General features: G+C 51.8%; 25 protein-coding genes. 7 read left to right on the top strand and 18 right to left on the bottom strand.

The window, feature by feature from the left end; all coding sequences use genetic code 11:
- The 9 genes from F3F96_RS08405 to queG form a co-directional block, all read right to left on the bottom strand.
- Complete coding sequence (locus F3F96_RS08405; protein WP_176962820.1) at positions 1 to 792, bottom strand: SDR family oxidoreductase; 792 nt, start codon at positions 790 to 792, stop codon at positions 1 to 3.
- Between the two features lie 159 nt (positions 793 to 951).
- Positions 952 to 1,611 (bottom strand): TenA family transcriptional regulator, encoded by a 660-nt coding sequence (locus F3F96_RS08400; protein WP_176962819.1) that lies wholly within the window; start codon positions 1,609 to 1,611, stop codon positions 952 to 954.
- The gene (locus F3F96_RS08395; RefSeq protein WP_176962818.1) at positions 1,612 to 3,111 is read right to left on the bottom strand and encodes an AMP-binding protein; all 1,500 of its coding nucleotides are present in this window, start codon (positions 3,109 to 3,111) and stop codon (positions 1,612 to 1,614) included.
- Positions 3,108 to 3,743: a thermostable hemolysin gene (locus tag F3F96_RS08390; protein WP_176962817.1), complete on the bottom strand. Its 636-nt coding sequence runs from the start codon at positions 3,741 to 3,743 to the stop codon at positions 3,108 to 3,110. Before F3F96_RS08390 ends, F3F96_RS08395 begins: the two co-directional genes overlap by 4 nt.
- Before the next feature lie 123 nt (positions 3,744 to 3,866).
- Complete coding sequence (locus F3F96_RS08385; protein WP_176962816.1) at positions 3,867 to 4,460, bottom strand: glutathione S-transferase N-terminal domain-containing protein; 594 nt, start codon at positions 4,458 to 4,460, stop codon at positions 3,867 to 3,869.
- A 112-nt stretch (positions 4,461 to 4,572) separates the two neighbouring features.
- Positions 4,573 to 5,313 (bottom strand): bifunctional hydroxymethylpyrimidine kinase/phosphomethylpyrimidine kinase, encoded by a 741-nt coding sequence (gene thiD, locus F3F96_RS08380; protein ID WP_176962815.1) that lies wholly within the window; start codon positions 5,311 to 5,313, stop codon positions 4,573 to 4,575.
- Positions 5,310 to 5,945 (bottom strand): thiamine phosphate synthase, encoded by a 636-nt coding sequence (gene thiE, locus F3F96_RS08375; protein ID WP_176962814.1) that lies wholly within the window; start codon positions 5,943 to 5,945, stop codon positions 5,310 to 5,312. The genes thiD and thiE overlap by 4 nt, the downstream gene beginning before the upstream one ends.
- On the bottom strand, positions 5,938 to 6,597 hold the full coding sequence (locus F3F96_RS08370) for an HAD family hydrolase (protein WP_176962813.1): 660 nt from the start codon (positions 6,595 to 6,597) through the stop codon (positions 5,938 to 5,940). The genes thiE and F3F96_RS08370 overlap by 8 nt, the downstream gene beginning before the upstream one ends.
- Positions 6,594 to 7,766, bottom strand: coding sequence for a tRNA epoxyqueuosine(34) reductase QueG (gene queG / locus F3F96_RS08365; protein WP_176962812.1), 1,173 nt, complete (start codon positions 7,764 to 7,766; stop codon positions 6,594 to 6,596). Before queG ends, F3F96_RS08370 begins: the two co-directional genes overlap by 4 nt.
- A gap of 143 nt (positions 7,767 to 7,909) precedes the next feature.
- On the opposite strand from queG, the gene F3F96_RS08360 reads away from it, so the two are divergent.
- Entirely contained in the window at positions 7,910 to 8,245 is a 336-nt protein-coding gene (locus F3F96_RS08360) for a hypothetical protein (RefSeq protein WP_176962811.1), read from the top strand.
- A gap of 87 nt (positions 8,246 to 8,332) precedes the next feature.
- Positions 8,333 to 8,767 (top strand): hypothetical protein, encoded by a 435-nt coding sequence (locus tag F3F96_RS08355; RefSeq protein WP_176962810.1) that lies wholly within the window; start codon positions 8,333 to 8,335, stop codon positions 8,765 to 8,767.
- Between the two features lie 13 nt (positions 8,768 to 8,780).
- Here F3F96_RS08355 and F3F96_RS08350 read toward each other — a convergent pair whose 3' ends face one another.
- From F3F96_RS08350 to F3F96_RS08330, 5 genes are all read right to left on the bottom strand, one after another.
- Positions 8,781 to 9,272, bottom strand: a complete 492-nt coding sequence (locus F3F96_RS08350) for a hypothetical protein (protein ID WP_176962809.1) — start codon at positions 9,270 to 9,272, stop codon at positions 8,781 to 8,783.
- A 23-nt stretch (positions 9,273 to 9,295) separates the two neighbouring features.
- Entirely contained in the window at positions 9,296 to 9,730 is a 435-nt protein-coding gene (nusB, locus tag F3F96_RS08345; protein WP_176962808.1) for a transcription antitermination factor NusB, read from the bottom strand.
- A complete protein-coding gene (ribH, locus tag F3F96_RS08340) occupies positions 9,731 to 10,210 on the bottom strand; it encodes a 6,7-dimethyl-8-ribityllumazine synthase (protein WP_176962807.1) in 480 nt (159 codons plus the stop codon). It lies immediately after the preceding gene.
- Positions 10,207 to 11,421 carry a bifunctional 3,4-dihydroxy-2-butanone-4-phosphate synthase/GTP cyclohydrolase II gene (locus F3F96_RS08335; RefSeq protein WP_176962806.1) on the bottom strand — a complete coding sequence of 405 codons (1,215 nt, stop codon included), beginning with the start codon at positions 11,419 to 11,421 and terminating at the stop codon, positions 10,207 to 10,209. Before F3F96_RS08335 ends, ribH begins: the two co-directional genes overlap by 4 nt.
- 152 nt (positions 11,422 to 11,573) lie before the next feature.
- A complete protein-coding gene (locus F3F96_RS08330) occupies positions 11,574 to 12,179 on the bottom strand; it encodes a riboflavin synthase (RefSeq protein ID WP_176962805.1) in 606 nt (201 codons plus the stop codon).
- Positions 12,180 to 12,244: 65 nt separating this feature from the next.
- Here F3F96_RS08330 and recQ point away from each other — a divergent pair, with 65 nt between their 5' ends.
- Positions 12,245 to 14,053: a DNA helicase RecQ gene (gene recQ / locus F3F96_RS08325; protein ID WP_176962804.1), complete on the top strand. Its 1,809-nt coding sequence runs from the start codon at positions 12,245 to 12,247 to the stop codon at positions 14,051 to 14,053.
- 13 nt (positions 14,054 to 14,066) lie between these two features.
- Here recQ and F3F96_RS08320 read toward each other — a convergent pair whose 3' ends face one another.
- The 4 genes from F3F96_RS08320 to F3F96_RS08305 form a co-directional block, all read right to left on the bottom strand.
- The gene (locus tag F3F96_RS08320) at positions 14,067 to 14,552 is read right to left on the bottom strand and encodes a cyclic nucleotide-binding domain-containing protein (protein WP_176962803.1); all 486 of its coding nucleotides are present in this window, start codon (positions 14,550 to 14,552) and stop codon (positions 14,067 to 14,069) included.
- Positions 14,553 to 14,759: 207 nt separating this feature from the next.
- Positions 14,760 to 17,231 carry a fatty acid cis/trans isomerase gene (locus tag F3F96_RS08315; protein WP_176962802.1) on the bottom strand — a complete coding sequence of 824 codons (2,472 nt, stop codon included), beginning with the start codon at positions 17,229 to 17,231 and terminating at the stop codon, positions 14,760 to 14,762.
- Between the two features lie 186 nt (positions 17,232 to 17,417).
- Positions 17,418 to 18,194, bottom strand: a complete 777-nt coding sequence (locus F3F96_RS08310; RefSeq protein ID WP_176962801.1) for a TatD family hydrolase — start codon at positions 18,192 to 18,194, stop codon at positions 17,418 to 17,420.
- An 8-nt stretch (positions 18,195 to 18,202) separates the two neighbouring features.
- On the bottom strand, positions 18,203 to 18,958 hold the full coding sequence (locus tag F3F96_RS08305; RefSeq protein ID WP_176962800.1) for an HAD-IA family hydrolase: 756 nt from the start codon (positions 18,956 to 18,958) through the stop codon (positions 18,203 to 18,205).
- Positions 18,959 to 19,036: 78 nt separating this feature from the next.
- On the opposite strand from F3F96_RS08305, the gene clpS reads away from it, so the two are divergent.
- From clpS to F3F96_RS08285, 4 genes are all read left to right on the top strand, one after another.
- On the top strand, positions 19,037 to 19,366 hold the full coding sequence (clpS, locus tag F3F96_RS08300; RefSeq protein ID WP_176962799.1) for an ATP-dependent Clp protease adapter ClpS: 330 nt from the start codon (positions 19,037 to 19,039) through the stop codon (positions 19,364 to 19,366).
- 319 nt (positions 19,367 to 19,685) lie between these two features.
- A complete protein-coding gene (gene clpA / locus F3F96_RS08295) occupies positions 19,686 to 21,947 on the top strand; it encodes an ATP-dependent Clp protease ATP-binding subunit ClpA (RefSeq protein ID WP_176962940.1) in 2,262 nt (753 codons plus the stop codon).
- Positions 21,944 to 22,543 (top strand): tRNA (N6-threonylcarbamoyladenosine(37)-N6)-methyltransferase TrmO, encoded by a 600-nt coding sequence (gene tsaA, locus F3F96_RS08290; RefSeq protein ID WP_176962798.1) that lies wholly within the window; start codon positions 21,944 to 21,946, stop codon positions 22,541 to 22,543. The genes clpA and tsaA overlap by 4 nt, the downstream gene beginning before the upstream one ends.
- Before the next feature lie 67 nt (positions 22,544 to 22,610).
- Complete coding sequence (locus F3F96_RS08285) at positions 22,611 to 23,558, top strand: SPOR domain-containing protein (protein WP_176962797.1); 948 nt, start codon at positions 22,611 to 22,613, stop codon at positions 23,556 to 23,558.
- The last annotated feature ends 32 nt before the right edge of the window (positions 23,559 to 23,590 follow it).

Here is a 23,590-nt window from a genome sequence, read left to right as displayed (position 1 = left end):
TTACTTCTCTCCTTTAGCAAATTGACGTGCAATACGATTTTTGGCGGCAACCGAGCCATCCACAATCCTTGGCAGAATCGCGTTAATACGTACAAACAGCGACTCCGGAAATCCGAGATAGACATCTTTGCGATCACTCTCAATAGCTGCAATAATCTTTTCAACAACCATCTGCGGCTCATCCATGTTCATGCCAGTTGCTTCACCCATGCGATTCACCGCATCGCTGTTCATGGCTGTTTTCACAGCCCGCGGCGCCACATAGGTCACCTCAACACCAGAGTCAGCAAGTTCACGGCGCAGCGCTTCTGAAAAGCCACGCAGGCCAAATTTAGTGGCCGAATATGTGGTAAAATAGGCAAAACCGATGGAGCCGAAGATCGAACCGACATTAACAATACGCGCACTACTCTGATCCAGCATGGTGGGTAGAAAAGCGCGGCAGAGCCACATCGGAGCCAACAGATTGACATGCATCATCAGCTCAATTTTCTCTGCACTCTCATCCTCAAAAGCGGCAAAACTGTTCACTCCCGCCAGATTAATCAGCAGATCAATACCACCGAGCAGTTCACTGCACTGGCTGGCAACACGCTGGCACTCTGAAGCAGAGGAGAGATCACCGCTGACGCAATGTGCATCAACAATCGAAGCTGCAACCTTCTCAAGGGCCTGAGCATTGGCATCCACCAGTGCAAGTTTAGCGCCACGTTTGGCCAATTCAGCAGCCAGAATGGAGCCCATGCCGCCGGCAGCACCGGTCAGAACGACCCGTTTATCTCTGATATCCATCAGTTATCCTCCATCATGGCAACAATGAGCCATGTGTTGCCGTGCAGCCCATGGACGGGCTGCAAAATCAATGACCACCTTCATTGATTTTGTAAGCAAAGGCAAAATGACACTTTTGTCTTTGCGTTCTGATTAATTGCAGGATGCGGTTAATCAGCATCAATTCAACTCAATGATTGGCAGAGCACGAAAGATATCACCATAGAGCTTGTAGAACATCCTGGCACCGTGAATCACAGCAGCCCGATCCTGCTCTGAATCCAGACGATTCATCAGCTTCTCATAAAAATCGACATGCTCCACATCAAGGGAGCCGTGTGAGTTCAAATAGGAAAATGCCTGCTTCGGCAGCCCGAGACTCTTCTCGATATTGCCCGCAGCATGTGTGGCCAGCGATACACTTGTCCCCTCGAGCACCAACACCATGCCAAAGAAACCGACCGGATTATTGCGATATACGGTGTCGTAAGCGTAGGCGACCATCAGTTCGGTCGATGGGCTTGGCGTACCACTGCGCACAGCCTCTTCATCACCACCACAGGTCTGAATATCGTTAAGAATCCACTCCTGGTGCCCCATCTCCTCTTCGATATACTCACCCACCGCTTCACGTAGCCACTCCAGCCTGCCCGGCAGGCGACCACCGGTTGCCATCAATAGTGGCGTGGTGTGTTTAACATGGTGATAGGCCTGCGTCAGGAAAGCGATATAACTCTTCAGGCTTAATTGTCCGGCAGCTCCCATCTGAATAAAGGGAATCGAGAGCAGGTCATTGCGTTCACTCTCTGTCTCCGCAAGCAGCTGATCATAAAAATCCATTCAGGACTCCTCATACAGGGCTTCGATAGCCTCTTTATAATATGCATAAACCTGTTTGCGACGCACTCTTCCTGTTCCGGTCCAGAGGCCGTCGGCTATGCTAAACGGCCGCTCTGCAATCTGCCATGCTGAAATCCGGGCATAATCGGGGAGGCGTGCATTGGCAGCCTGCACCGCCATCTCTATGTGCGATTCGTCCACACCCTGACGCGGCACAATGACTGCAACATTAAAAGGGCGTGCTTCACCGAAGAGACAACACTGCGCAACAGCAGGTTCAATCGAGAGTTCGCGCTCCACCCACTCCGGTGAGACATTGCGCCCGAAAGCTGTAATAAAAATATGTTTTTTGCGTCCGGTAAGATAGAGGAAACCATCACTATCGAGATAACCGATATCACCACTCGGCCAAAACTCTCCGGAAAAGGCGGCGTCACCGAGATAACCGGAGAACAGGGCTCCTGCAACAAGGATCTCACCATCACCGGCAAAAGAGATCTGCGCATGCGGCAACAGCTTGCCGACACTGCCTAGTCTGTTTTCAGCCGGGCAATTGACAGCCACAACACTGGCCGCCTCAGAGAGACCATACCCCTCAAACACCGGCAAGCCGAGTTTAGCAGCCCGCTCCAGCAGATGTGGAGAGACCGCAGCTCCACCCACAGCCACATAACGCAGTGCTTCAGGTTTTGGTACCCCTGACTCAATCGCAGCCACCAGCGCATGCAGCATCTGTGGAATCATAATAGCGGTTGTTGCTCTGGAGGCCCCCAGCATGCCGATAAAACGACTCACATCCAGCCCGGAAGCGCCACTTAAACCGACCGCCTCAAATCCCGGTGCACAGACCGTAGCCCCGACCAGAAGCGGCGCATAGAGGCCGCCGATATTCTCCAGCAGGGTGGCATAGGGAAGCAGGGAGAGATGCCGGTCAGAAGCGCATGCGCCGGTCACTTCAGCCAGCGATCGCGCCACCTGCTCCATCACCTGTTGAGTAAGCATCACCCCTTTCGGCTCGCCAGTGGAACCGGAGGTGAATGTCACTTTCACGCAATCTTGCGGCAGTTTTACTTTCGAGACGGTAAGCTGAAACAGGTAGAGTTGCTGAGAAGCTACCGTGAAAGGGATCGGCTTGATAAAACCGACCTTCATCTGCTCGCAGATAGCGCGAACCCGGTCCGGGTTATCTGTGAGAATCCCATTGATGCCGGCGGCGTGAAAAAGATGGCCGATCTGGGATGGTGAGAAAAAATTTGGCACGGGAACAACAGGCACTACTGCAGCAAGGCAGCCCAGATCCATTACTGCCCAGGCAGCTCCATTATCAGCAGCCAGCGCCACCGCGCTGACATCGTGCCGGTTCATCATGTTCGCCATGGCAGCTATTTCAGAAGAGAGGGTAGCGTAGGTTACAGGTTCACAGGGGTAACCACTCTCAATCGCCACACGATCCGGAGCCTGGATCGCAAAATGGTTGATCGCCGCAAGAACCTGACTCATGCCTGCTTTTTGATCCTGGCCAACTTTTTACCCTCAGCCTCGGCAGCTGCCCAGGTATCACGCAGAGCGGCCCACATCTCCTGAAGGTTATCATACCCACCCTCAATCGCACCAAAACAGATCACCGGATCACCACTATCGTAATAGCTACCCCACTGTTTTACCTCATCTTCCGGCAGCCGACGAGGATCGGCCTCAAGAAGCTGCTTAGGAGAGAGCCCTAGCCGCGAGAAGGCGTTGCGCAGGCGGGTCACACCGGTAAATACCACCCAACGGAAACCGGCAGCCTGAAAAAATGCGGTGGCACCGATAATTGCCATGCGCGCATCACCGGGGGTGGCTTCAGCAAGATTACCTACCTCAACAATCTCCGAACGTGTTACGGGTTGCGCAATATATCGGGAGATCGCCACTTCAATCGGCTCATCCATATACTTCTCAAGATAGAGGGATTCAGTAGCTGCATCGCGATAACCCACGACTGCTTTGGTTGCACCATGGCGGTCTTTAACACGGATAAAATTGGGCATAAAGCTGTGCATATTCGCACCATAGGTGCGCTTAAAGTTCTCATGAACAAATTCACAAGCCACACCATAATCAGGATGATCCCTGTAAATCACTTCAAACACTCAAGAAAACTCCTTTGCTCGCCATGCGCACAAGTTATCGATTAATCAGTGAGATAAAATGATTTCTGTCACAACCGTCTCAACTCATATTGAGGTACGCGATCTGGTGTTACACTGTACTGCTTAGTACTCGCGAAGCATCTGCTCATGTTCTGAGAGTGAACGTTCAAATGCCGAGCGTTCAAACAGACGATCCATATAACCTTCAAGATTACCCCATTTGGCGGTATCCAGACCGATCGATGGCAGGCGCCACAAAATCGGTGCCAGTGTCACATCAGCCAGCGTGTACTGCTCACCGATGAAATACTCTGTACGACCCAGGTAGGCATTGAGGGAGTCAAAATAGACTTCCATCTTCTTCACGGCATCCTTCTTCTTGCGTCCATTCTGAGTGTCTTCATAAAGGACATAAAGCTCGCGCTCCAGCTGCAATACAGCCAGACGCATCTGAGCACGCTCAGCTGGTGAACCGGGTTTAAGCGGTGGATGAGGATAACGCTCATCGAGGTATTCGTTGACCACGGAGGATTCAAAGAAAACGATGTCACGGTCAATCACTGTAGGCAGTTTGCCATACGGATTAATCTTCAAAAAATCAGCAGGAAGGTTTTCTGACTCCAGCTCCTGAGTATCAACCGGCAGCTCTTTTTCAGCCAGAACGATACGTGTGCGATGCGAATTAGGGCAGTGTGCATCGGAATAAAGCTTGATCATCTAAACCTCCGGCAGGGCATAGCGCCTGCGAAATTGGTTGCGCAGTGTAGCGTCACAGCCGAAAAAATAAAGCTTTTTCTATTTTTTCATTTAAAAACAAAGAGTTATGAGGTTATGTCGCCTGCAGGAAAGCTACCGAATTCTCTACTGCCTGAGTAAGCGACATCCCCAATGCAAGATTGGCAGCTACTGCAGAGGCGAGCCGGCAACCGGTGCCGTGACACTGGTCAGCATCCCAGATCTGTCTGAGATGGGAAAAGCGGCTGATCTCGCCATCGCCATCACACAACAGATCAAGCAGCGTATCCCCATCACCGTGTCCACCTTTAAGTAGAACAGCACAGTTCAGTTGCTCTGCCAGTTTTGCCACTGCCACAACCGGATCATCTACAGCCTCACCCAGCAGATGGGCGGCCTCATCGAGATTTGGTGTAATCAGTGTCGCCTGTGGCATTAACGCATGCATCAGTGCATCCACGCCACCAATATCCAGAAGCGTTTTGCCACTACTGGAGATCATCACAGGATCAATGATCAACGGGCCTTTATGTAGCTGATCCAGCAGGGCAGAGATCAGTGCCACATGTTCGGCATCGACCAGCATGCCTGTTTTCACCACGGCCACATCATAATAGTCAAAGATAGCGTGTATCTCGGCATCCAACTGGGCCAGTGAGACAGCTTCAATACGAGTGATGGTGCTCGGATTCTGAGCTGTTAGTGCAGTTGTCGCTGAACAACCCTCTGCTCCCAATACTTCAAAAACACGCAGATCAGCCTGAATGCCTGCACCGCCACAGGAGTCGGAGCCACCAATCGTCAGGCAGACCGGCCTCTTACCGCACCCTGTCACGCCAACTTCCACATCTCTGTTAGCAATCGTGCCTCTGACTCAATATCTTCAGCAGCAAACAACCCTGAAATCACTGCTGCACAGTCGGCACCGGCCGCTTTAACCTGTGCTACATTAGCAGTCGAAATGCCGCCGATGGCACAGATATTGGCATCGGGAAGCAACAGGCGTGTCTTAGCCAGTCGCGGCAGCCCCAGGGTCGGCACTTCCGGCTTGGTTGTCGTTGCCCACACCGCGCCAAAGGAGACGTAATCAGCCCCTTCATTGAGCACAGCCTTGGCATACGCCACATCGGCCCGGCAGGTCACGCCGATAATGAAATCGTCACCCACCTCAGTTCTCATCTGCATGAGATTAGTCACATCATCCCGCCCCAGATGCACACCATCCGCATCGGCAGCAACAGCCAGATCAACCAGATCATTGATGATCAATCTGGCACCATATTGACGGGTTAACAGACGTAGCGCTTTTGCCCGTTTAAGCGAGCGTTTGTACCCCTGTTTTTTATCACGAAACTGCACAATTTGCAGACCACCCTTCAGGGCTGCCTCAGCTCTGGTCAGCAGATCATCACTATCGATATCGGCAGGCAGAATGCCATAGATGCCGCTTAGTTTTTTATCAGGCATCAAGCAGTTTCAGAAGATCGGTGAAATCAGGCAGAGAGACAACGCGATCAGCATATTCAGCCGGCACGTCCTGATAACCGTGCTCAGCAAAGGCCACGGTTTGGCAGCCAGCATTAAAACCCGCTTCCACATCAAAACGGGTATCACCCACCATGACAGTTTCAGACGGCTCAACACCCATCGCTTTGCAGCACTCAAAGAGCATGTCCGGCGCAGGTTTTTTGGCAAAGCCATCTTCGGGCGAGAGTGCCAGTGTCAGATAAGGGGTAAGCCCCATCTGATCAAGAACCTTAATGCGTGCCTTGGCCGGTTTGGCCGTTACACAGGAGATGGGAATACCTTTGGCTTTGAGTGTATCCAGCACATGCATCACACCGGGAAACGGTTTGCCGAATTCGGCAGGGTTCTGCTCATAGATATCAGCAAAAGCGTGATAGAGAGCCATGGTCTCCTCATGCTCCATCGGCAGGCCGAGAACATTAGAAGCCAGTTTGTGTGCACCACCACCGACATGCGGCTGGGTATCGGCAAGGCTTAAGCGCAGCTCATAACCGAGTGACTCCAGTGCACGATTGGCATTGGCCTGAATATCGGGCAGTGCATCCACCAGTGTACCGTCTAGATCGAAAATAAATGCTTTAGGTGTGCTCATAATAGTTCCTTTATATCTTTTATTGCCGACGTCAGCTCCTGCATAACTGCCGGATCACTCTCCTTTTCTAACTGCAAACGCAGTGCGCTCAGCACCATCTCACAGCTCTGCTGATCGCATAAGCGAGCCAGCGCCCAGGCCGCATGGCCGCGGATCAGCGATTCCTGATCATTGAGAACATTTAACAGCCCCGGCACAAATGCAGCAACACCGGAATTACCCATAGCTATGCAGACATTGCGCAACAGACCGCGTCGTTTTGTTCGCTTGATCGGCGATCTGCGGAAGCGAATCCGAAAGGCCTCTTCGTCGAGCAGCAGCAGACTAGCAAGATCGGCAAGATTATTCTCCCCTTTCGGCATAAGGTAATCGACATCAATCCCCTCACCCTTTGCTGCATGTCCATTCCACGGGCAGACCAGCTGGCAATCATCACAGCCATAAATTCGGTTACCCATCAGCGTTCGCAACGCATCCGGGATAAAACCATCGAACTCAATCGTCAGGTAGGAGATACAACGCCGTGCATCCACCACATAGGGGGCAATAATCGCCTGCGTAGGACAGAGATCGATACAGGCTGAGCAGCTGCCACAGTGATTATCAGCCCTCTGATCCGGCTCAATCTCGGCCGTGGTAAATATCTCACCGAGCAGAAACCATGAACCATGCTGCTTGTGAATGGTAAGTGTATGTTTACCCTGCCAACCAAGACCGGCACGTTCTGCCAGGGCGTGCTCAAGCACAGGGGCGGTATCAACAAATACCCGCTGATCATGTTTCCCCAGCATCACATCGAGTTCAGCAGCCAGCCCTTTCAACCGTTTTTTCATAATCTCATGGTAGTCATCACCATGGGCATAGGCCGTGATCACCCCTGAGGATTTCCTGCTATCTGCCTCAGCCTGTGAATAATCAGGTGGCGTATATAACATTGCTACCGAAATGACACTTTTCACACCGTCGAGCATCGTTGCCGGATTTTTTCGACGCTCAAGGCGCACGGCTTCAGCCATCCACCCCATATCACCCTGCAGACCCTCGTCACTCCACTGCTGCAGTGCATCAACATGCTTCTGGTCAACCTCAGGTCGCGTCACATGGCAGAGCGAGAAACCGAACGCTTGCGCCCTCTCCCTGATCACTGTTTTCAACTCATCTGCACCCATGGCCACACTCTGACACACTCACACAGCCGCCGCATAACATTGTATCAGTCACACATATCGGAACGGACTAACCATGCATTCATCCAGGCTTAACCATCGCTTGTCATAAATCGCTCTGATCATATTAACAAGTGAGGAACAACATGGATTTTATCGCCGCAGTTAATCTGGCAACAGCCACTATTCTGGCACTACTGCTTCTCTCTATGAGCTTTGAATACGCTCAGATTAAATTTTATGCCTACATGACTGTTGGCATTCTCATCGCACCACTACTGCTGGCGTTGGTTGGCAATTCATCAGGCTGGTTCGCTGTCGATTACCTTGAGGTCATCAGGCTCGAACGGGGTGTATTCAGCATCATAATCGCCACCGGTTACGGTGCAGCAGTCGGGCTTGTGCTCAATCTCATCAAGAAAAAGATCATCAGCGCATTCCGCAGCTGGCGCAAAAGCAAGGTTGAAAGCACCCCCCTCTGATATTTCTCATATATCGCACAGGTTTACGGCGCAACCAAAATCGACTATATTAGTTACATATTCATATTGTTTGCATAGGGGGGCTTTATGATCGCCACTGACACAGTCATTCTTATTCTGATAACCGCCATTGTTCTCGTTGTCGGGCTGATACTCTGGCGCGCGGCAGAAGCAAAAACATACGATCCTAACTCAGTCGATCACAGTGCCGGTTATGATCCGAAACATGATCACTTCGGGCCGGATCATGCGAAAAAATTCCAGCAAATGGCGAAGGTAAAACCCAAACCAGTGCCCAGGGCAATGGCAGCCACAGCAGCGGCTCAGCCTGTCACCTCTGCTGAGGAGCCGTGGGATGCGCATCTTATCAAACCCGAACAACTAGAGATCAAACAGGCTGAAGAGTCTGCAGAAGAGAAAGAGCGGCGAGCCGAATCAGATCGGCGCAGGTCTCAGGACAGAAGAAACAACGAGCGGCGAACTATTGCAAGCCGCAGGGCAGCTCAGGCAGAGGGTTCGTGATGCTGTAGCGCCGCTACTGCGACGCAGTATCACCCTCTCTGTTTGTATCATTCTGTCCTGCAGCAGCGGCCTTCTGAAGTTTAGAGTCAAACGCTCCCGGATTGAACGCTCTGACAAACTGCATCTGCGTTGCATCCAAACTCAACTCTCTTTTATCCAGATTTTCGCATATCTCTTTTCTCAACTGGCGGGCAACATCGGCATTTAATTCGAGATTGGCGATGTTTTCGCAACTGGCGAGAGCCTGATTCTCAGCAGCCAGCAACTCTGAATCGGTCAGCTCTGTCTTCCTGATTTTACTGTTTCTATCACCATTGAGAAAATGCAGCAGACGCCAGAGCAGGCCAATACTCATGATATATTTCTTTTTGCGGCTTAATAACTTCCGGGCCTGAACTTCCCCAGCATGCTCCTTGAGGAGAAAATCACGCTGCATTTTTACCGATAGTTCAGCTTTGCTGATCGCCCTGGATATCACTGAATGGGGCAGAGTCTGTTCAGTCATCTTTATTGAGCCCTGCTGACGAATTATTTTTTACCGATCTCTGCAGGCCGTAGCTGTTTGGCCAGGTTATCGAGCACACCATTGATAAAACCACGTGGTGGCTCTCCGGCATAATCACGCGTCAACTCCAGCGCCTCATTGATAATCACACGATAAGGGATCTCCAGGCGATTCTGCATCTCCCAGACGGCAAGACGAATCACATTGATCTCAAGCTGGGCAACCGAGCGCAGGCTCCTGCCACGCACGGCAGTTTTAATCACTTCATCGAGTGCATCGACATGATCGATGACACCATAAACCAGTTCACGCAGATAATTCTCATCCTGATCATCACGCTCTTCATGCTGCAGACGACTGGCAATCAGATCGGGAATCATGCCGCCATCCTTCTCAGCAGAAGCCCATGCATAAAGTGTTTCCAGCGCCGATTCACGCGCCATATGACGATTTGCCAATTAAACCTCCAGAGCCTGCAACTGCCTGACAACCTCAACAGCGGTCAATGCAGCCTCTTCCCCTTTATGACCATGCACACCACCGATGCGTTCATAGGCCTGTTCGTTGCTATCTACGGTTAATACACCATTACCGACACCAACATCGCCACGCTGCGCCACTTTACCAATGGCGTCCATTGCACCCTGGCAGACATAATCAAAATGGGCTGTATCACCACGAATCACACAGCCCAGACAGATGATCGCATCAAAGCGACCACTATTGGCCATGTTGGCGGCAATCGTACCGATCTCAAATGCACCCGGCACATGAATAATGGTCATATTCTCTTCGCTACTGCCATGCTCAAGCAGTGCCGAGACTGCGCCTGAGAGTAGTGCTTCTGTGATTTCATTGTTAAAACGGCTGACTACGATGCCGACATTCAGACCTGTAGCATCGACATTGCCCGCCAGATGGGGTGCATCAAGACTCATGACTTTTCACCTTTCATATTCAGCATATGGCCCATCTTCTCCTTTTTCGTGGTCAGATAGGCGATATTATCTTCATGGGGATTGCTCTGCAGCTGCACACGTTCACTCACCTCAAGTCCGTATCCATCCAGTGCGATGATCTTCTTCGGATTATTGGTCAACAGATTCAGCTTGCGCAGCCCCAGATCACGCAAGATCTGTGCACCGATGCCGTAATCGCGCAGGTCGGCTTTAAAGCCGAGTTTCTCATTGGCTGAAACGGTGTCGTGACCGGCATCCTGCAGGTTGTACGCCTTCAGTTTATTGAGCAGGCCAATACCGCGCCCCTCCTGCCTGAGATAGAGAATCACACCTTCACCGGCCTCAGCGACCTGACGCATCGCCGCATGCAGTTGGGAGCCGCAATCGCAACGTCGTGAACCAAAGACATCACCGGTCAGACACTCTGAGTGAACCCGCACCAGACAGGCGCGCTCGGCATCCGGTTCACCCATCACCAGTGCCACATGCTCAGCCTTGTCCACTGCATTGGTGTAACCGATCAGACGGAACTCGCCAAACTCAGTCGGCATGCGCACCTCAACCTCTCGTCTGACCAGTGAGTCGTGCTGCAAACGATGGCTGATCACATCAGCAATCGAGCCGACTTTCAGATTATGCTTTTTAGCAAATTTCTTCAGCTCCGGCATGCGCGACATGGTGCCGTCTTCATTCATAATCTCACAGATCACACCAGAAGGCTTCAGACCCGCCATACGTGCAAGATCAATACTCGCCTCTGTATGGCCTGCTCGCACCAGCAGGCCACCTTCACGGCCAACCAACGGGAAGACATGACCCGGCGTATGGATATCTTCAGCGCGCGCACCATCAGCAATAGCGGTACGGATCGTATGGGCCCGGTCATAGGCTGAGATGCCGGTGGTTACACCCTCAGCAGCTTCAATGGAGATGGTAAAATTGGTTTTAAACTTGGAGTTGGTGTTGGAGACCATCAGCGGAAGCTGCAAGCGATCAGTCTGCTCAGCAGTTAGTGCCAGACAGATCAGACCACGCCCGTGGGTAGCCATAAAATTGATCGCTTCAGGTGTCACCCACTCCGCCGCCATCACCAGATCGCCCTCATTCTCGCGATCTTCATCATCGGCAAGGATGATCATGCGGCCTGCACGCAGCTCTTCTAACAGCTCTTCTGTTGTTGCCAAAATCATGATTGCTCCTTCGATTCTGATTTGTTGCCATCCTGGCAAAAATCAGGACGCAGACACAAAAACGCGGTTTTGTATCTGCTCACAAACCGCTCACTACCGTTCACGGTCTGGCGGCCCGCCCATAGGCCGCCCGGTAGCACTGAATGCATCATTCAGGCTCCCGCATCAGAAAACTGCATCAGCCGCTCAACATAACGACCATACATATCGGTTTCGATGTTTACTTCTGCACCGGCTTGCAGTGCTCCCAGATTGGTGTGCGACAAGGTATGGGGAATCAGGTTGACGGTAAAGTCGCATCCCTCCACCCTGTTGACCGTCAGGCTGACACCATTAATCGCCACTGAACCTTTGACCACCACATAACGAGCCAGTGATTCAGGCAGTGTGAATCTAAATTCGCGATGTTCACCAATCGTTTTCACTGCTTTCACCACACCTAAGCCATCAATATGGCCGGTCACCATATGACCGCCAAGCGGATCACCCATGCGAAGGGCAGGCTCCAGATTGATGGCATCGCCCTCATCAGCATCTGAGAAGAGCGTCAGATTCAAAGTCTCCAGTGACAGGGTCGCAGCAAAAGCATCGGCCTGTGGAAATGCGGTAATCGTCAGGCAGCAACCATCGCAGGCAACGGAGTCACCCAGTTGCCAGTTATCCATTGCCAGTGCTGTTTTGAAAACTATGTGGGTCTGTTCAGGCTCACGCTGGATACTTACGATGCTTCCAACGTCCTGAATAATTCCTGTGAACATCGGCGCATCTTAGCGGTTTTTACCATCGTTTCCATCGAATCGGTAATTGTGGATAATCGGCAGTTATGCAGCGAGCCCGGAAAATCCTTAAATCGACCTTCGGTTACGAACATTTTCGCCACCATCAGAGTGATATTATTGCTGCCCTGATTAAGGGCGAGGATGTGCTGACGCTGATGCCAACCGGCGGCGGAAAATCAATCTGTTACCAGATCCCTGCGCTGATCCGAGAAGGGTGTGGCATCGTCATCTCACCACTGATCGCTCTGATGCAGGATCAGGTGGATGCGATGAATCAACTGGGCATCTCTGCAGCATTTCTGAACTCAAGCCTCTCGGCCTCAGAACAGCGTATCATTGAAGCCGAGTTATCTTCCGGTGAGCTCGATCTTCTCTATATGGCACCGGAAAGACTGCTCACCCCCACCACCCTGTCGCTGCTGCAATCAACAAAAATAGCGCTGTTTGCCATTGATGAGGCGCACTGCGTATCGCAATGGGGTCACGATTTCCGTAAAGAGTACCAGCAGCTCTCCATGCTGCATGAGTCATTCCCCAACGTGCCCCGCATTGCCCTCACCGCCACTGCCGATGCCCGCACACGCACTGAAATCATCAGCCAGCTGGCTCTTGAGAGTGCATCTGTTTTTGTAAACAGCTTTGATCGCCCCAATATCCACTATGCTATCAATGAATCGGGTAACAGCCGTGATGCTCTGTGGTCATTTATCAGTGAGAACCACGCCCGTGATGCAGGCATCGTCTACTGTCAAACACGCAAAGGTGTCGAAACAACCGCGCAGTGGTTAAGCAGCAAAGGATGCACAGCGCTCCCCTACCACGCCGGCTTAAGCCAGGAGATCAGGCAGCAGAACCAGCAACGATTCCTGCGTGATGACGGGCTGATTATTGTCGCCACCATCGCATTTGGCATGGGCATCGATAAACCGGATGTACGTTTTGTGGCACACATGAACCTGCCGAAAAACATCGAAGCATATTATCAGGAGACCGGACGCGCAGGACGCGATGGCAATCCGGCTGATGCCTGGATGAGTTATGGTCTTAAGGATGTGGTCGGACTACGCCTGTTCACCGAACAGAGTGATGCCGAAGAGCGATTCAAGCGGGTGATGCATCAGAAAACCGATGCCATGCTTGGCCTGTGCGAGTTGACCAGTTGCCGCCGTGTCGCTCTGCTCGCCTACTTTGGTGAGACACTGGAGCAGAAGTGCGGCAACTGTGACAACTGTCTTAACCCGCCAGAGACATGGGATGCCACGATTGCCACCCAGAAAGCGCTCTCCTGCGTATTCCGCACCGGCGAACGCTTCGGAGCCCAATATGTGATTGATGTTTTAGTTGGTAAAACAAACGAGCGCATCGAGAACAACAATCACGACAAACTCTCAACCTTTGATATCGGCCATGAACACACTGCTATCGAATGGCGCGGCATCTTCCGCCAGTTGATCGCCCACGGCTATCTGGCCACCGATGCTGAAGGTTATGGCGTCTTGAAACTGACCGGCAAAGCGTGGCCACTGCTTAAAAAGAGTGAAACCCCGCAAACGGTGATGTTACGTGCACTGCGTAAGGCAAAAACCAAAAAGAGAAAAATATCGGTCGCAGCATCCGAACTCTCGACGGAGGATCAGCAACTCTTCGAAACTCTGCGGATCCTGCGTGCCCAATTAGCAAAAGAGCAGAACGTACCACCCTACGTCATCTTCCCGGACAAGACGCTCTCCGAGATGGCTCTCGTCAGGCCACACACTTCCTCTCAGCTATTGGAGATCTCCGGTGTTGGTCAAACTAAACTTGAGCGCTATGGCTCAGCCTTTTTGAATGAGATCAGCAGTTCAGCTCAGTAGCGAAACCCTGAAATCAGGAAGCATCCGCCAGCTGCCCGGAGGCCCTGCGTAGATGCAGGCTTAACACACGGGCAATACTTTTAAGGAATGAGATACCGGCACGAGGGTGGCGATCAAGAATCTTATCAAAGCTGTCACGGGAGATAGTAAGTAGCGTGCACTCGGTCTCGGCGATCACAGTAGCCGAGCGAGGGAATGTGTCGAGCAAGGCCATTTCGCCAATACTGCGGCCACGTGAGAGGGTTGAAACCTTCACCCTTTTGCCGTTATCCGACTGCTTGAGCACTTCCAGGGTACCGGCAACAACAAAACACATGTAATCGCTATTGTGCCCTTCTGAGAACAGCAGGCCTCTTGCATGGAGCTGAATAATATCCATATGCGCTGCAATAATCCTTAGCTGCCCGCTTGCAACTTTATCAAACATGGGAATAGAGCCCATCATCTCAATGACCTCTTCGATCATCTCCATCTCTTCTTGCTGAGTAACAGCGTTCATGCGGTAACCTCGATATTATTTCATCCCAAGTGCAAAGGTGATGCGCAGCATATAATCCTGCAACTAAAAAACACTGATCCACATCACTTCTAAGGAGTGATTCTAAGACAACCCAGGGCACTCACCTTTAATATAGATTGGATTTCATGAACAACAATATGAGCAAAAACAAAGAGAGTTGCAACGGCCATGCAGAGACGAAAACGATCAATGATCGTTATAGCGGCTCAGATCGAGAATACCCGATTCCACTGGCTGCGATTGTGCATGCAGCGCCTGGAACCAGTCTGCCAGAACCCAGAATTTCGGATTGGTGCGACGAATACCGAACTGCGCCACAATCGCATCGTAATCAGCCTGATTGCGTATCTGTTCACAGGCCGCAACAAACATTTCCAGCTGTTCTACTTTCAGATCAAAGAAGAAGTTGGGGTAGGCACCACTCAACCCTTTCACTACCGTCAGCGTGTCACCACGCATATCCTCATCAGAGCGATTATTCACCTCTTTGATAAAGGAGTCCTCTTCATAAGAGCGGTAGGTTTTGTTGTAGATCAGCGTATAGGCATCTCTGCCATCCACCCGCAGATAGGAGAGGGCCGGAAAATATTGCAACGGCATATAGTGCGACGTTTTCCCACTCAGATTGGCCAGGCGCTGCATGGCCCGACCAGTTGCAGATTTGAAACAGTTTGCACCATCACAACGGTTCAGATCAGCTGCATCGGGAGATTTGGCGGCGACATGCGTCCGCAGCAGCGTGAACAGTTCATGCTGCTCATCGCTTGAAGCGTAACCGGTGACCGAATCGGCATTCAGCCAGGCGCTCTGAAGATCGATATTCTGTTTGCGGGTCGAGCTGCGATTAACGCCATGCCAGAATTCAAACTGTGCCTTGCGCTTGCCCACAGGCAGGAAGAAGAGAAAGTTATCCTCCCCTTCAGTGCGCAGGAAATCCATGTACAGGCGTGCGGAGGCCTGATGACCAAGCGTGCCGAAGGTGTTGTAACCGGCGACCAGCAGATAGTGCAGCCGTTCGAACACCGGATAATCGAGCATCCAGGCCGTTTCCGGCTCATCACCAAGCAGCCCGTAGCTCACAGTGGCACTGTCGAGATTACGGAAGACGGTAAGTGCCGCGTTGCGGTTCACCGAGCCATCCCGGTTTGAGCCGTTCCAGATAAACTGATTAACTGCCCGTTTAACATCAATCGGGAACAATCCCTTCTGACTATCCTGCTGCAGGTAGTAGTCGAGCTTGGCCCGCATATAATCCTGCTCCTGTGGCCAGTACTTGATCCAGGCATTGAGAAGACGGCTGGTATCGCCAAGCTCGGTTGGCAGATGCAGCAGATTATCATTGGCCTTGAGGAAATCGCCATCGAGTCCGTGCTGTGAGTAACCGGTGGGATTCTCAGGGCTTAAGAAGAAGACCCAGAACTGATCTTCGATGGAACTGAGCGCCCCCACCCCACGGCAAACCGGACCTTTGATAAAACCGTTGATAAAGAAGCGAGCATCATCAAGCAGGAATTGGTAACGCGCCTGCACAGGAATAGCATCAAAGATGGTGAAGGGTGTGAGCATCTTCTGCTCATACAAGCCCACCAGTTTTTTTATTTTGATATAAAATCGCTCAGCCCACTGACTCGCCTCTCCCGGATTGTAGGGCGGCAGCTCTTTCACCTCATAAGCAGGTTTAAGGAACAGCTCTTCATAGCGCTGCATACGCGCCTCGGAGAGTTCATACACAATGTGACTCTTATCCACGATACTGGCCCGATAAGGGCGCAGTCGGTAATAGAAGACCCCTTGCGGATCATCGTAGGGGCGCACCGTTGGGATCTCGTCAATATCCCCTCTTTCAGTACGGGAGCGCACCAGTCGGAAAAACATCTGATCAGCGTCGCCCATAAAATGGATATGACCCAGCACCAGATGTTCATAGATATAACGACTGACCAGCTGCTGCTTGTTGCCGCTGGCATTGAAGAAAGTTTCCCACGCTTCTACCTGTGCTACAGATGCAGAAGAGAGGGCTTCAGGTGGTGACGCTTTTGCCCCCTGAGCCAACCACTGCACCAGTTTGCCATACTCCTCTGCGGAGAGGCCGGGCACGGCATAAGGCATACCCCAGTTGGGATGATCGGCCGCAAAAGAACCGAAATCATCAATCGTGGTACAGACCTGTTTACGGTCGATACTCACATCCATACCCGCCGGCAGTTTCCCGGACTCAGGCAGTGGGTTGCGCTGTTTCAGGTTCAGCATCTGGTAGAGCAGTGAGCTTTTCAGGTTCTGCTCCGCCGTTCCCCCCTCTGTCTCATTCACTACGCTGAAGAACTCTTTTTCACGCCACTCATCGGTTGAATTGGCATCGATAAACATGCGTGTCGGCTGCTGGTAGATAAAACGCCCTTTATCATAAACCTTGAGCTTGTTGGCACCGCGGTTTAAACCCTCATATGAGCTGAGTTTGAGCTGGCATGGGGCATCGTAACAGCCGTGACAGACGATACAGCGTTTCTCCAGTGTCGGTCTTATATCGTTGAATGTGAGGCTTTTATCAGGCAGTGAGCGAATCAGATCAACATCCTTTTTCGCAATATCAGGAATTGGCTGACCCGGCTTTGTACATGCTGAGAATATCAGCAGGCCAATCAATGGTATCACGATCACAGCCCTTAATCCCATCACCTGCAAAGAAAAACAACCTGTTTTGAAAACCATAATCACCCGCCCCATGGCAAGTCATCTCAAAAAAAAGCGACTGCCATACCCCTTATCACGGACTCAATACCACAGAGCCGCGTTAAGATTATTAATAGCAGATTTTCAAGTTTTACCCAAATTGTTAGGCAGACCTTAGATAGAGAAGAGAACTCTGGCGTTGCGGGTGGTTTGTGCGGCAAGTTCGGCAAGTGAGAGACCGCGCACTTCGGCAATGCATTCAGCCACCTGTTTCACATAGGCCGGTTCATTGCGTTTGCCGCGAAACGGCATCGGTGCCAGATAGGGTGAATCGGTCTCCACCAGCAGCAGATCAGCTGGCACGCTGGCCGCCACAGCCCGCAGTTCATCGTTGCGTTTGAAGGTAACATTACCTGAAAATGAGATCGCCATGCCCAGCTCGACAGCAGCGTCAGCCGTTGCCTGATCGGCTGAAAAGCAGTGCATGATGCCACCGCATTCGGAGATATTCTCCTCACGCAGAATACGCATCGTATCGGCATCAGCATCACGGTTATGCACGATGACAGGTTTATTGAGCAACTTTGCAGCACGAATATGGGTGCGAAAACGCGACTCCTGCAGTCCCGGATCAACATGGTGGCGAAAGAAGTCCATGCCGGTTTCACCGATAGCCACGCAGCGCGGGTGATCAGCCAGTTGGCAGAGCTGCTCAACTGTTGGCTCAACCTCCACCTCATGGTTGGGGTGAATGCCGACACTAAACCAGACATTCCCTCGTGCTTCAGCCAGCGACTTCAGGCTGTCGATATGATCAAAATCAACAGCAACGACGATACAACCTTCAACACCCGCTGCCGCCATGCGTTCAAACATGGCATCGCGATCCTCATCAAAATGTGAAAAATCGACGTGGCAGTGGGAATCAAAAAGGCGGATCGGGTCACTCATGAATCAGATCAGTCATGCATGATCGCTTTGAGGTGACTCAGTTTAACATGGTGCACATCAAGGGTATGCAGATCCTGCAACACATCCACGGCATCACCATCGGGCTCACCCAGTTCCGAGACCACCAGATCAGCTCCTGTAAAATCATGATCGCGGGTATAATCATTGACGGTCACTACACATTTCAGGCCTGCGGCATGGGCTGATTTCCAGCCGTTCTCAGAATCTTCCAGCGCGATTGTGTTCTCCGCACTGACACCGAGCTGATCCATCGCATAGGTGTAGATATCAGGTGCCGGTTTTTTGGCTGCGACAATGTCACCGGCTGCCAGCACGGCAAAGCGATCAAACCACTCAGGCCCGAGCGAATGTTCAATCAGGGCATCCAGTGCTGACGGTGTAGTGGTTGTAGAGACACCAAGTGTAATGCCTGCTGCATACGCCTCTTCAAGCAGACGTCGCACACCCGGACGCAATGGAATGCGCCCTTCGGCAATAAGTGTTTCGTAATGTGCAGTCTTGCGAGCATGCAGTCCGGCGATCTCCTCAAACGGCATCTCGTGCATATCTCCGCGATCAATATCAAAACGGATACGCTCTTTACCGCCGGTGACTGCCAGCAGCTCGCCATAGGTTGCCACACTCCACTCGCGCTTATGCCCCGCCTCATCAAAAGCCATATTAAAGGCTACGCGATGTCCATCACGTTCGGTATCGGCCAGTGTTCCATCCACATCCCACAGGATGCATTTTAGCTCTGCCATCTTCATATCTCCTTTTTATCTATACCAGAGTGCAGTATATCTCTTGGAAGAATTTCCCAGTCCGCTAACATCGCCACCATGAGCGAAATTCAGATGCCGGAAATTATCCCTAAGACTGAGGCAGATGTTGCCGAACCTCAACTGCAACGTCCCCCTATGTATCGTGTGGTTATGCTCAATGATGATTTTACCCCGATGGAGTTTGTGGTTGATATTCTCATCCGTTACTTCCATAAATCGGAAGAGACAGCAAACACACTGATGATGCAGATCCATCTGCAGGGGCGTGCAATTTGTGGTGTGTTTACCAGAGATCTTGCCGAAACCAAGATCCATCAGGTTGAAACTGCCTGCCGCGCCGGAGGCCATCCGCTGCGCTGTATGATGGAGAGAGAACCGGACCAATAGGCACCAAGAAAACCCTAAAAAACTACGTCCATGTAGTTTTTTAGCACGCAAAGGCAAAAGCGTGGTTTTGCCTTTGCTCACAAAATCAGGCATTCACCATGCATGATTTTGGCAGGCCCTCCGTGGCCTGCACGGATACTCTGACTTTTTCAGAGTATCCGTAAATGTAATCAGTGGGATGGCTGTTTCGACTATAGTTGGTAAAATTGGCACCGATATTGCAGATAAGAGAGTGCAGCAACAGCAGAGGCTGGCAACTCTAAGATGCTGACAAATGGATCGATACACTGATCACGCTAAATGGATCAAGGATGTGACCATGGGAATACTGAGCGAAGAACTCGAAGAGACACTTAACGAAACATTCCATAATGCACATGTTCGCAGAAATGAATTTGTCACCATTGAACATCTGCTGCTGGGTCTGCTGGATAATCCCAATGCGCTCGGTGTACTGCTCGGCTGCCGCGCCGATATTGAAAAACTGCGTCATGATCTTGCCACTTTCATCGAGGATCATATTGCCATTTTGCCGGATGATGCAGGGGAGACCACCGCCAGCATCGGCCTGCAGCGGGTGATTCAGCGTGCCGTGATGCATGTGCAGGCATCGGGCAAACGCGAAGTGACCGGTGGTCATGTACTGGTAGCCATATTCTCTGAAAAAGATTCACACGCTGTCCATTTTCTCAGCCGTCTGGGTATCAACCGTCTGGATGTTGTCAGCTTCATGGCCCACGGAGCCTACAGTGATGAGTCCAGCGAGCAGCATGAAGTTGGTAGCGAAACGCCTGCTATTGAACACGAGAAGAGTGATGCCAATGCATCACCGCTACAGCGCTACTGTATCAATCTTTCAGATCGTGCGAGGGAAGGGAAAATTGATCCGCTGATTGGACGCGATGTTGAGCTTGGTCGCTGCGTACAGATCCTCTGCCGCCGCCGTAAAAACAATCCGCTGCTGGTCGGTGAAGCCGGTGTAGGTAAAACTGCCATTGCCGAAGGTCTGGCACTTAGAATTGAGGCCGGAGAGACATCGGATGTTATTGCCAATGCCACTATCTACGCGCTGGATATGGGCGCCCTGCTTGCCGGCACTAAATACCGGGGTGATTTCGAAGAGCGACTGAAAGCGGTGCTGCATGCACTGGAGCGTGAAGACCAGGCAGTGCTCTTTATTGATGAGATCCACACCATTATCGGAGCAGGCGCTGCCAGTGGCGGCACCATGGATGCCTCCAATCTGCTTAAACCGGCACTGGCCAATGGTGAACTGCGCTGTATCGGCGCCACCACCTATCAGGAGTTCCGTAACCTGTTTGAGAAAGACCGTGCTCTGGCACGTCGTTTTCAGAAGATCGATATTCCCGAACCAAGTGTTGAAGAGACCATCGAAATTCTTAAAGGGCTGAAATCCCGTCTTGAGGAGCATCATGGTGTGCGCTACAGCCAGACCGCCATCGAGCAGGCAGCCAAGCTTGCCAAGCGCCACCTGAGTGAACGTCACCTGCCCGATTCGGCCATCGATGTGCTTGATGAAGCTGGCGCAGCCATGCGCGTGCGCCCTGAAGAGAAACGCCGCAAACAGATCAATGTGCATGATATCGAATCGATGATCGCATCGATTGCCCGCATTCCACATCAACAGGTCTCCGCCTCTGACAAGAAACAGCTGGCGCATCTGGATCGTGATCTCAAACTCTCGGTGTTTGGTCAGAACAAGGCGATTGATATGCTCGCATCGAGCATCAAGCTTTCACGTGCCGGTCTTGCCCATCCTGAAAAACCGATCGGCTCCTTCCTCTTCACCGGCCCTACCGGTGTCGGCAAAACTGAAGTGGCACGCCAGCTTGCACGCATTATGGGTGTCGAGCTTATCCGCTTCGACATGTCAGAATATATGGAATCGCACACTGTCTCACGTCTGATCGGCGCGCCTCCGGGTTATGTCGGTTTTGATCAGGGAGGCCTGCTCACCGAAGCGATCAGTAAAAATCCGCATGCCGTACTGCTACTTGATGAGATCGAGAAAGCCCATCCCGATCTGTTTAATCTGCTGCTGCAGGTAATGGATCACGGCAGCCTGACCGATAACAATGGCCGCAAAGCTGATTTCCGTCATGTCGTATTGATCATGACCAGTAACGCCGGTGCATTTGAGATGCAGCAGAACGCTATCGGCTTTAATTCACAGCCGCACAAGGGCAAGGATGAAGAGGCGGTCAAACGCATCTTCAGCCCTGAGTTCCGTAACCGTCTGGATGCCACCATCGGCTTTGCTCCTCTGGGAGAAGAGATTATCCTGCATGTGGTGGACAAACTGCTGATCGAGCTTGAGATGCAACTGCAGGAGCGCAAAGTGGAGCTTGAGGTGAGTGAGAGTGCCAAACGCTGGTTGGCAAAACATGGTCATGATCCGCTGATGGGAGCGCGCCCGATGGCTCGTCTGATCCAGGAGCATATCAAGAAACCACTGGCTGATGCCATTCTCTTTGGCGCACTGCAGAAGGGCGGCCTTGCCGTGATTGATTGCGAAGATGATAAACTGGTGTTGCAGCAGCCGGAGACAGCCACTGCATGAGCAAAGAGAATCCCGCCTCCCCTCCTGAGCAGAGGTGGGGGCGCAAACCTGCAAAAGGTACACCTGCAAAAAGTTATACCGATGAGTTCTCGCACAGCGACAGTGCTGAGCTGGAGATCACCATGCAACCGATCGGTGTGGTGCACAGCAGTTATCGAGAACGCTTTGCCGTACCACGCCAGCCTTCGCTTGATAATGCACAGGAAGCCACTATTGAACTCAAGACCGGCCTAAACCTTGATCAGGCTCTCAAAGATCTCGATGGTTTTTCACACATCTGGGTGATCTACTGGATGCACCTGAATCAGGGCTGGAATCCTCTGGTCACACCACCGCGTGGCCCGAAAGTGAAGCGCGGCCTGTTTGCCACCCGAGCTCCCCACCGCCCCAACAGCATCGGCCTCTCTGCCGTACGCCTGACCGGCATTGAAGGGAGAACACTGCATATCAAAGGTCATGATATGCTCGATGGCACCCCTGTGCTGGATATCAAACCCTACCTCCCCTACGCCGACGCTTTTCCCGAGGCCAGCAGTGGCTGGGTGGAGGAGACCGGCGTGGCCGATATGAAGGAGTCGATCAATACCGGCAGCTGAATTCTAAGTCGCGATCCTGCATAGTTCTGGTTAGATTCTGAGCAAGACTTATGGTGAGGTTCCGGCGATGGCAGACAACACAGAAAACGGTAAAGAGTTCAATCTCAACAATCTCGATGAACTGGACAACAGTGATCCATTCATGCAACCGCCATCAGCGGCCAGTGATCTGCCGTGGGAGAGTGCAGATATCGATCCCAACCGGGACAGCGATGAAGTGCCACTTGATAACAGTTACGACGCGGAGAATTTCACTGACCCGGTCGATGTTTCACGCAAAGAGCCCATTGTAGCAGTTGATCGAGAGGCGGATCTCTTTGGTGAAATAAACGATACACCAGCAGAGCCAAACCATTATGAGGAGCTCAGATCACCCTCCTATGCGGCCACTGAAACTACTCCGCTTGCCATGCCCGAGAGCGATGAGGGTGACGTGCGCGAAATCCAGTGGACTACCATTCTCTCCATCCTGGCTATCCTGCTCTCATCCGTCGCCATTTTTCTCAACCTTACCACCTCGACTCCGGTGGCATCAGTTACAGAGCAAGAGCTGGAAACCTATGAGCAGAAGGCGCGCAGCAGTGAAGCGCAATATCTTGAGTTGAAACAGCAGCTGGATCGTCGCCTGCGTGCTGTGGAAGCAGCACAGGAGCATATGAATGAGTCCGTGCAGATGCGGATGAAACAGATCGATGCCAAACGCACCAAGACTGTTGCAGCGCCTGTTGTAACAGCAGTCAAAAAAACGACAGCCACCCGGCTGCCTGCCCCGATCACAAGCAGTGGTTGGGCGGTCAACCTTCTCTCAGTGGATGATAAACAGGCCGCCACAAAAGAGAAAAACCGCTTCAATGGCCTTGGCATTCCCGCTGAAACAGCCAGCTTCTATATCAACAGTGTACTGAAATACCGCGTTCGCGTCAGCGGCTTTGCCAGTAAAGAGGAGGCAGCTGCATATAAGGCGAAACTGGCTGCAGAGTATGGCATCAAAGATGCTTGGGTTTATAAACCCTGATTCGCGCTAGTCGAATCATCATACCGGGTTAG

This window comes from Mariprofundus sp. NF (assembly GCF_013387455.1).
Lineage (GTDB): Bacteria > Pseudomonadota > Zetaproteobacteria > Mariprofundales > Mariprofundaceae > Mariprofundus.
This window is presented reverse-complemented; position numbering and strand designations above follow the sequence as displayed.

Coding starts and splice junctions, on each gene's coding strand:
- F3F96_RS08405 (WP_176962820.1), bottom strand. CDS start 792: ATGGATATCAGAGATAAACGGGTCGTTCTGACCGGTGCTGCCGGCGGC.
- F3F96_RS08400 (WP_176962819.1), bottom strand. CDS start 1,611: ATGGATTTTTATGATCAGCTGCTTGCGGAGACAGAGAGTGAACGCAAT.
- F3F96_RS08395 (WP_176962818.1), bottom strand. CDS start 3,111: ATGAGTCAGGTTCTTGCGGCGATCAACCATTTTGCGATCCAGGCTCCG.
- F3F96_RS08385 (WP_176962816.1), bottom strand. CDS start 4,460: ATGATCAAGCTTTATTCCGATGCACACTGCCCTAATTCGCATCGCACA.
- thiE (WP_176962814.1), bottom strand. CDS start 5,945: ATGCCTGATAAAAAACTAAGCGGCATCTATGGCATTCTGCCTGCCGAT.
- F3F96_RS08370 (WP_176962813.1), bottom strand. CDS start 6,597: ATGAGCACACCTAAAGCATTTATTTTCGATCTAGACGGTACACTGGTG.
- queG (WP_176962812.1), bottom strand. CDS start 7,766: ATGGGTGCAGATGAGTTGAAAACAGTGATCAGGGAGAGGGCGCAAGCG.
- F3F96_RS08360 (WP_176962811.1), top strand. CDS start 7,910: ATGGATTTTATCGCCGCAGTTAATCTGGCAACAGCCACTATTCTGGCA.
- F3F96_RS08355 (WP_176962810.1), top strand. CDS start 8,333: ATGATCGCCACTGACACAGTCATTCTTATTCTGATAACCGCCATTGTT.
- F3F96_RS08350 (WP_176962809.1), bottom strand. CDS start 9,272: ATGACTGAACAGACTCTGCCCCATTCAGTGATATCCAGGGCGATCAGC.
- ribH (WP_176962807.1), bottom strand. CDS start 10,210: ATGAGTCTTGATGCACCCCATCTGGCGGGCAATGTCGATGCTACAGGT.
- F3F96_RS08335 (WP_176962806.1), bottom strand. CDS start 11,421: ATGATTTTGGCAACAACAGAAGAGCTGTTAGAAGAGCTGCGTGCAGGC.
- F3F96_RS08330 (WP_176962805.1), bottom strand. CDS start 12,179: ATGTTCACAGGAATTATTCAGGACGTTGGAAGCATCGTAAGTATCCAG.
- recQ (WP_176962804.1), top strand. CDS start 12,245: ATGCAGCGAGCCCGGAAAATCCTTAAATCGACCTTCGGTTACGAACAT.
- F3F96_RS08320 (WP_176962803.1), bottom strand. CDS start 14,552: ATGAACGCTGTTACTCAGCAAGAAGAGATGGAGATGATCGAAGAGGTC.
- F3F96_RS08310 (WP_176962801.1), bottom strand. CDS start 18,194: ATGAGTGACCCGATCCGCCTTTTTGATTCCCACTGCCACGTCGATTTT.
- F3F96_RS08305 (WP_176962800.1), bottom strand. CDS start 18,958: ATGGCAGAGCTAAAATGCATCCTGTGGGATGTGGATGGAACACTGGCC.
- clpS (WP_176962799.1), top strand. CDS start 19,037: ATGAGCGAAATTCAGATGCCGGAAATTATCCCTAAGACTGAGGCAGAT.
- clpA (WP_176962940.1), top strand. CDS start 19,686: ATGGGAATACTGAGCGAAGAACTCGAAGAGACACTTAACGAAACATTC.
- tsaA (WP_176962798.1), top strand. CDS start 21,944: ATGAGCAAAGAGAATCCCGCCTCCCCTCCTGAGCAGAGGTGGGGGCGC.
- F3F96_RS08285 (WP_176962797.1), top strand. CDS start 22,611: ATGGCAGACAACACAGAAAACGGTAAAGAGTTCAATCTCAACAATCTC.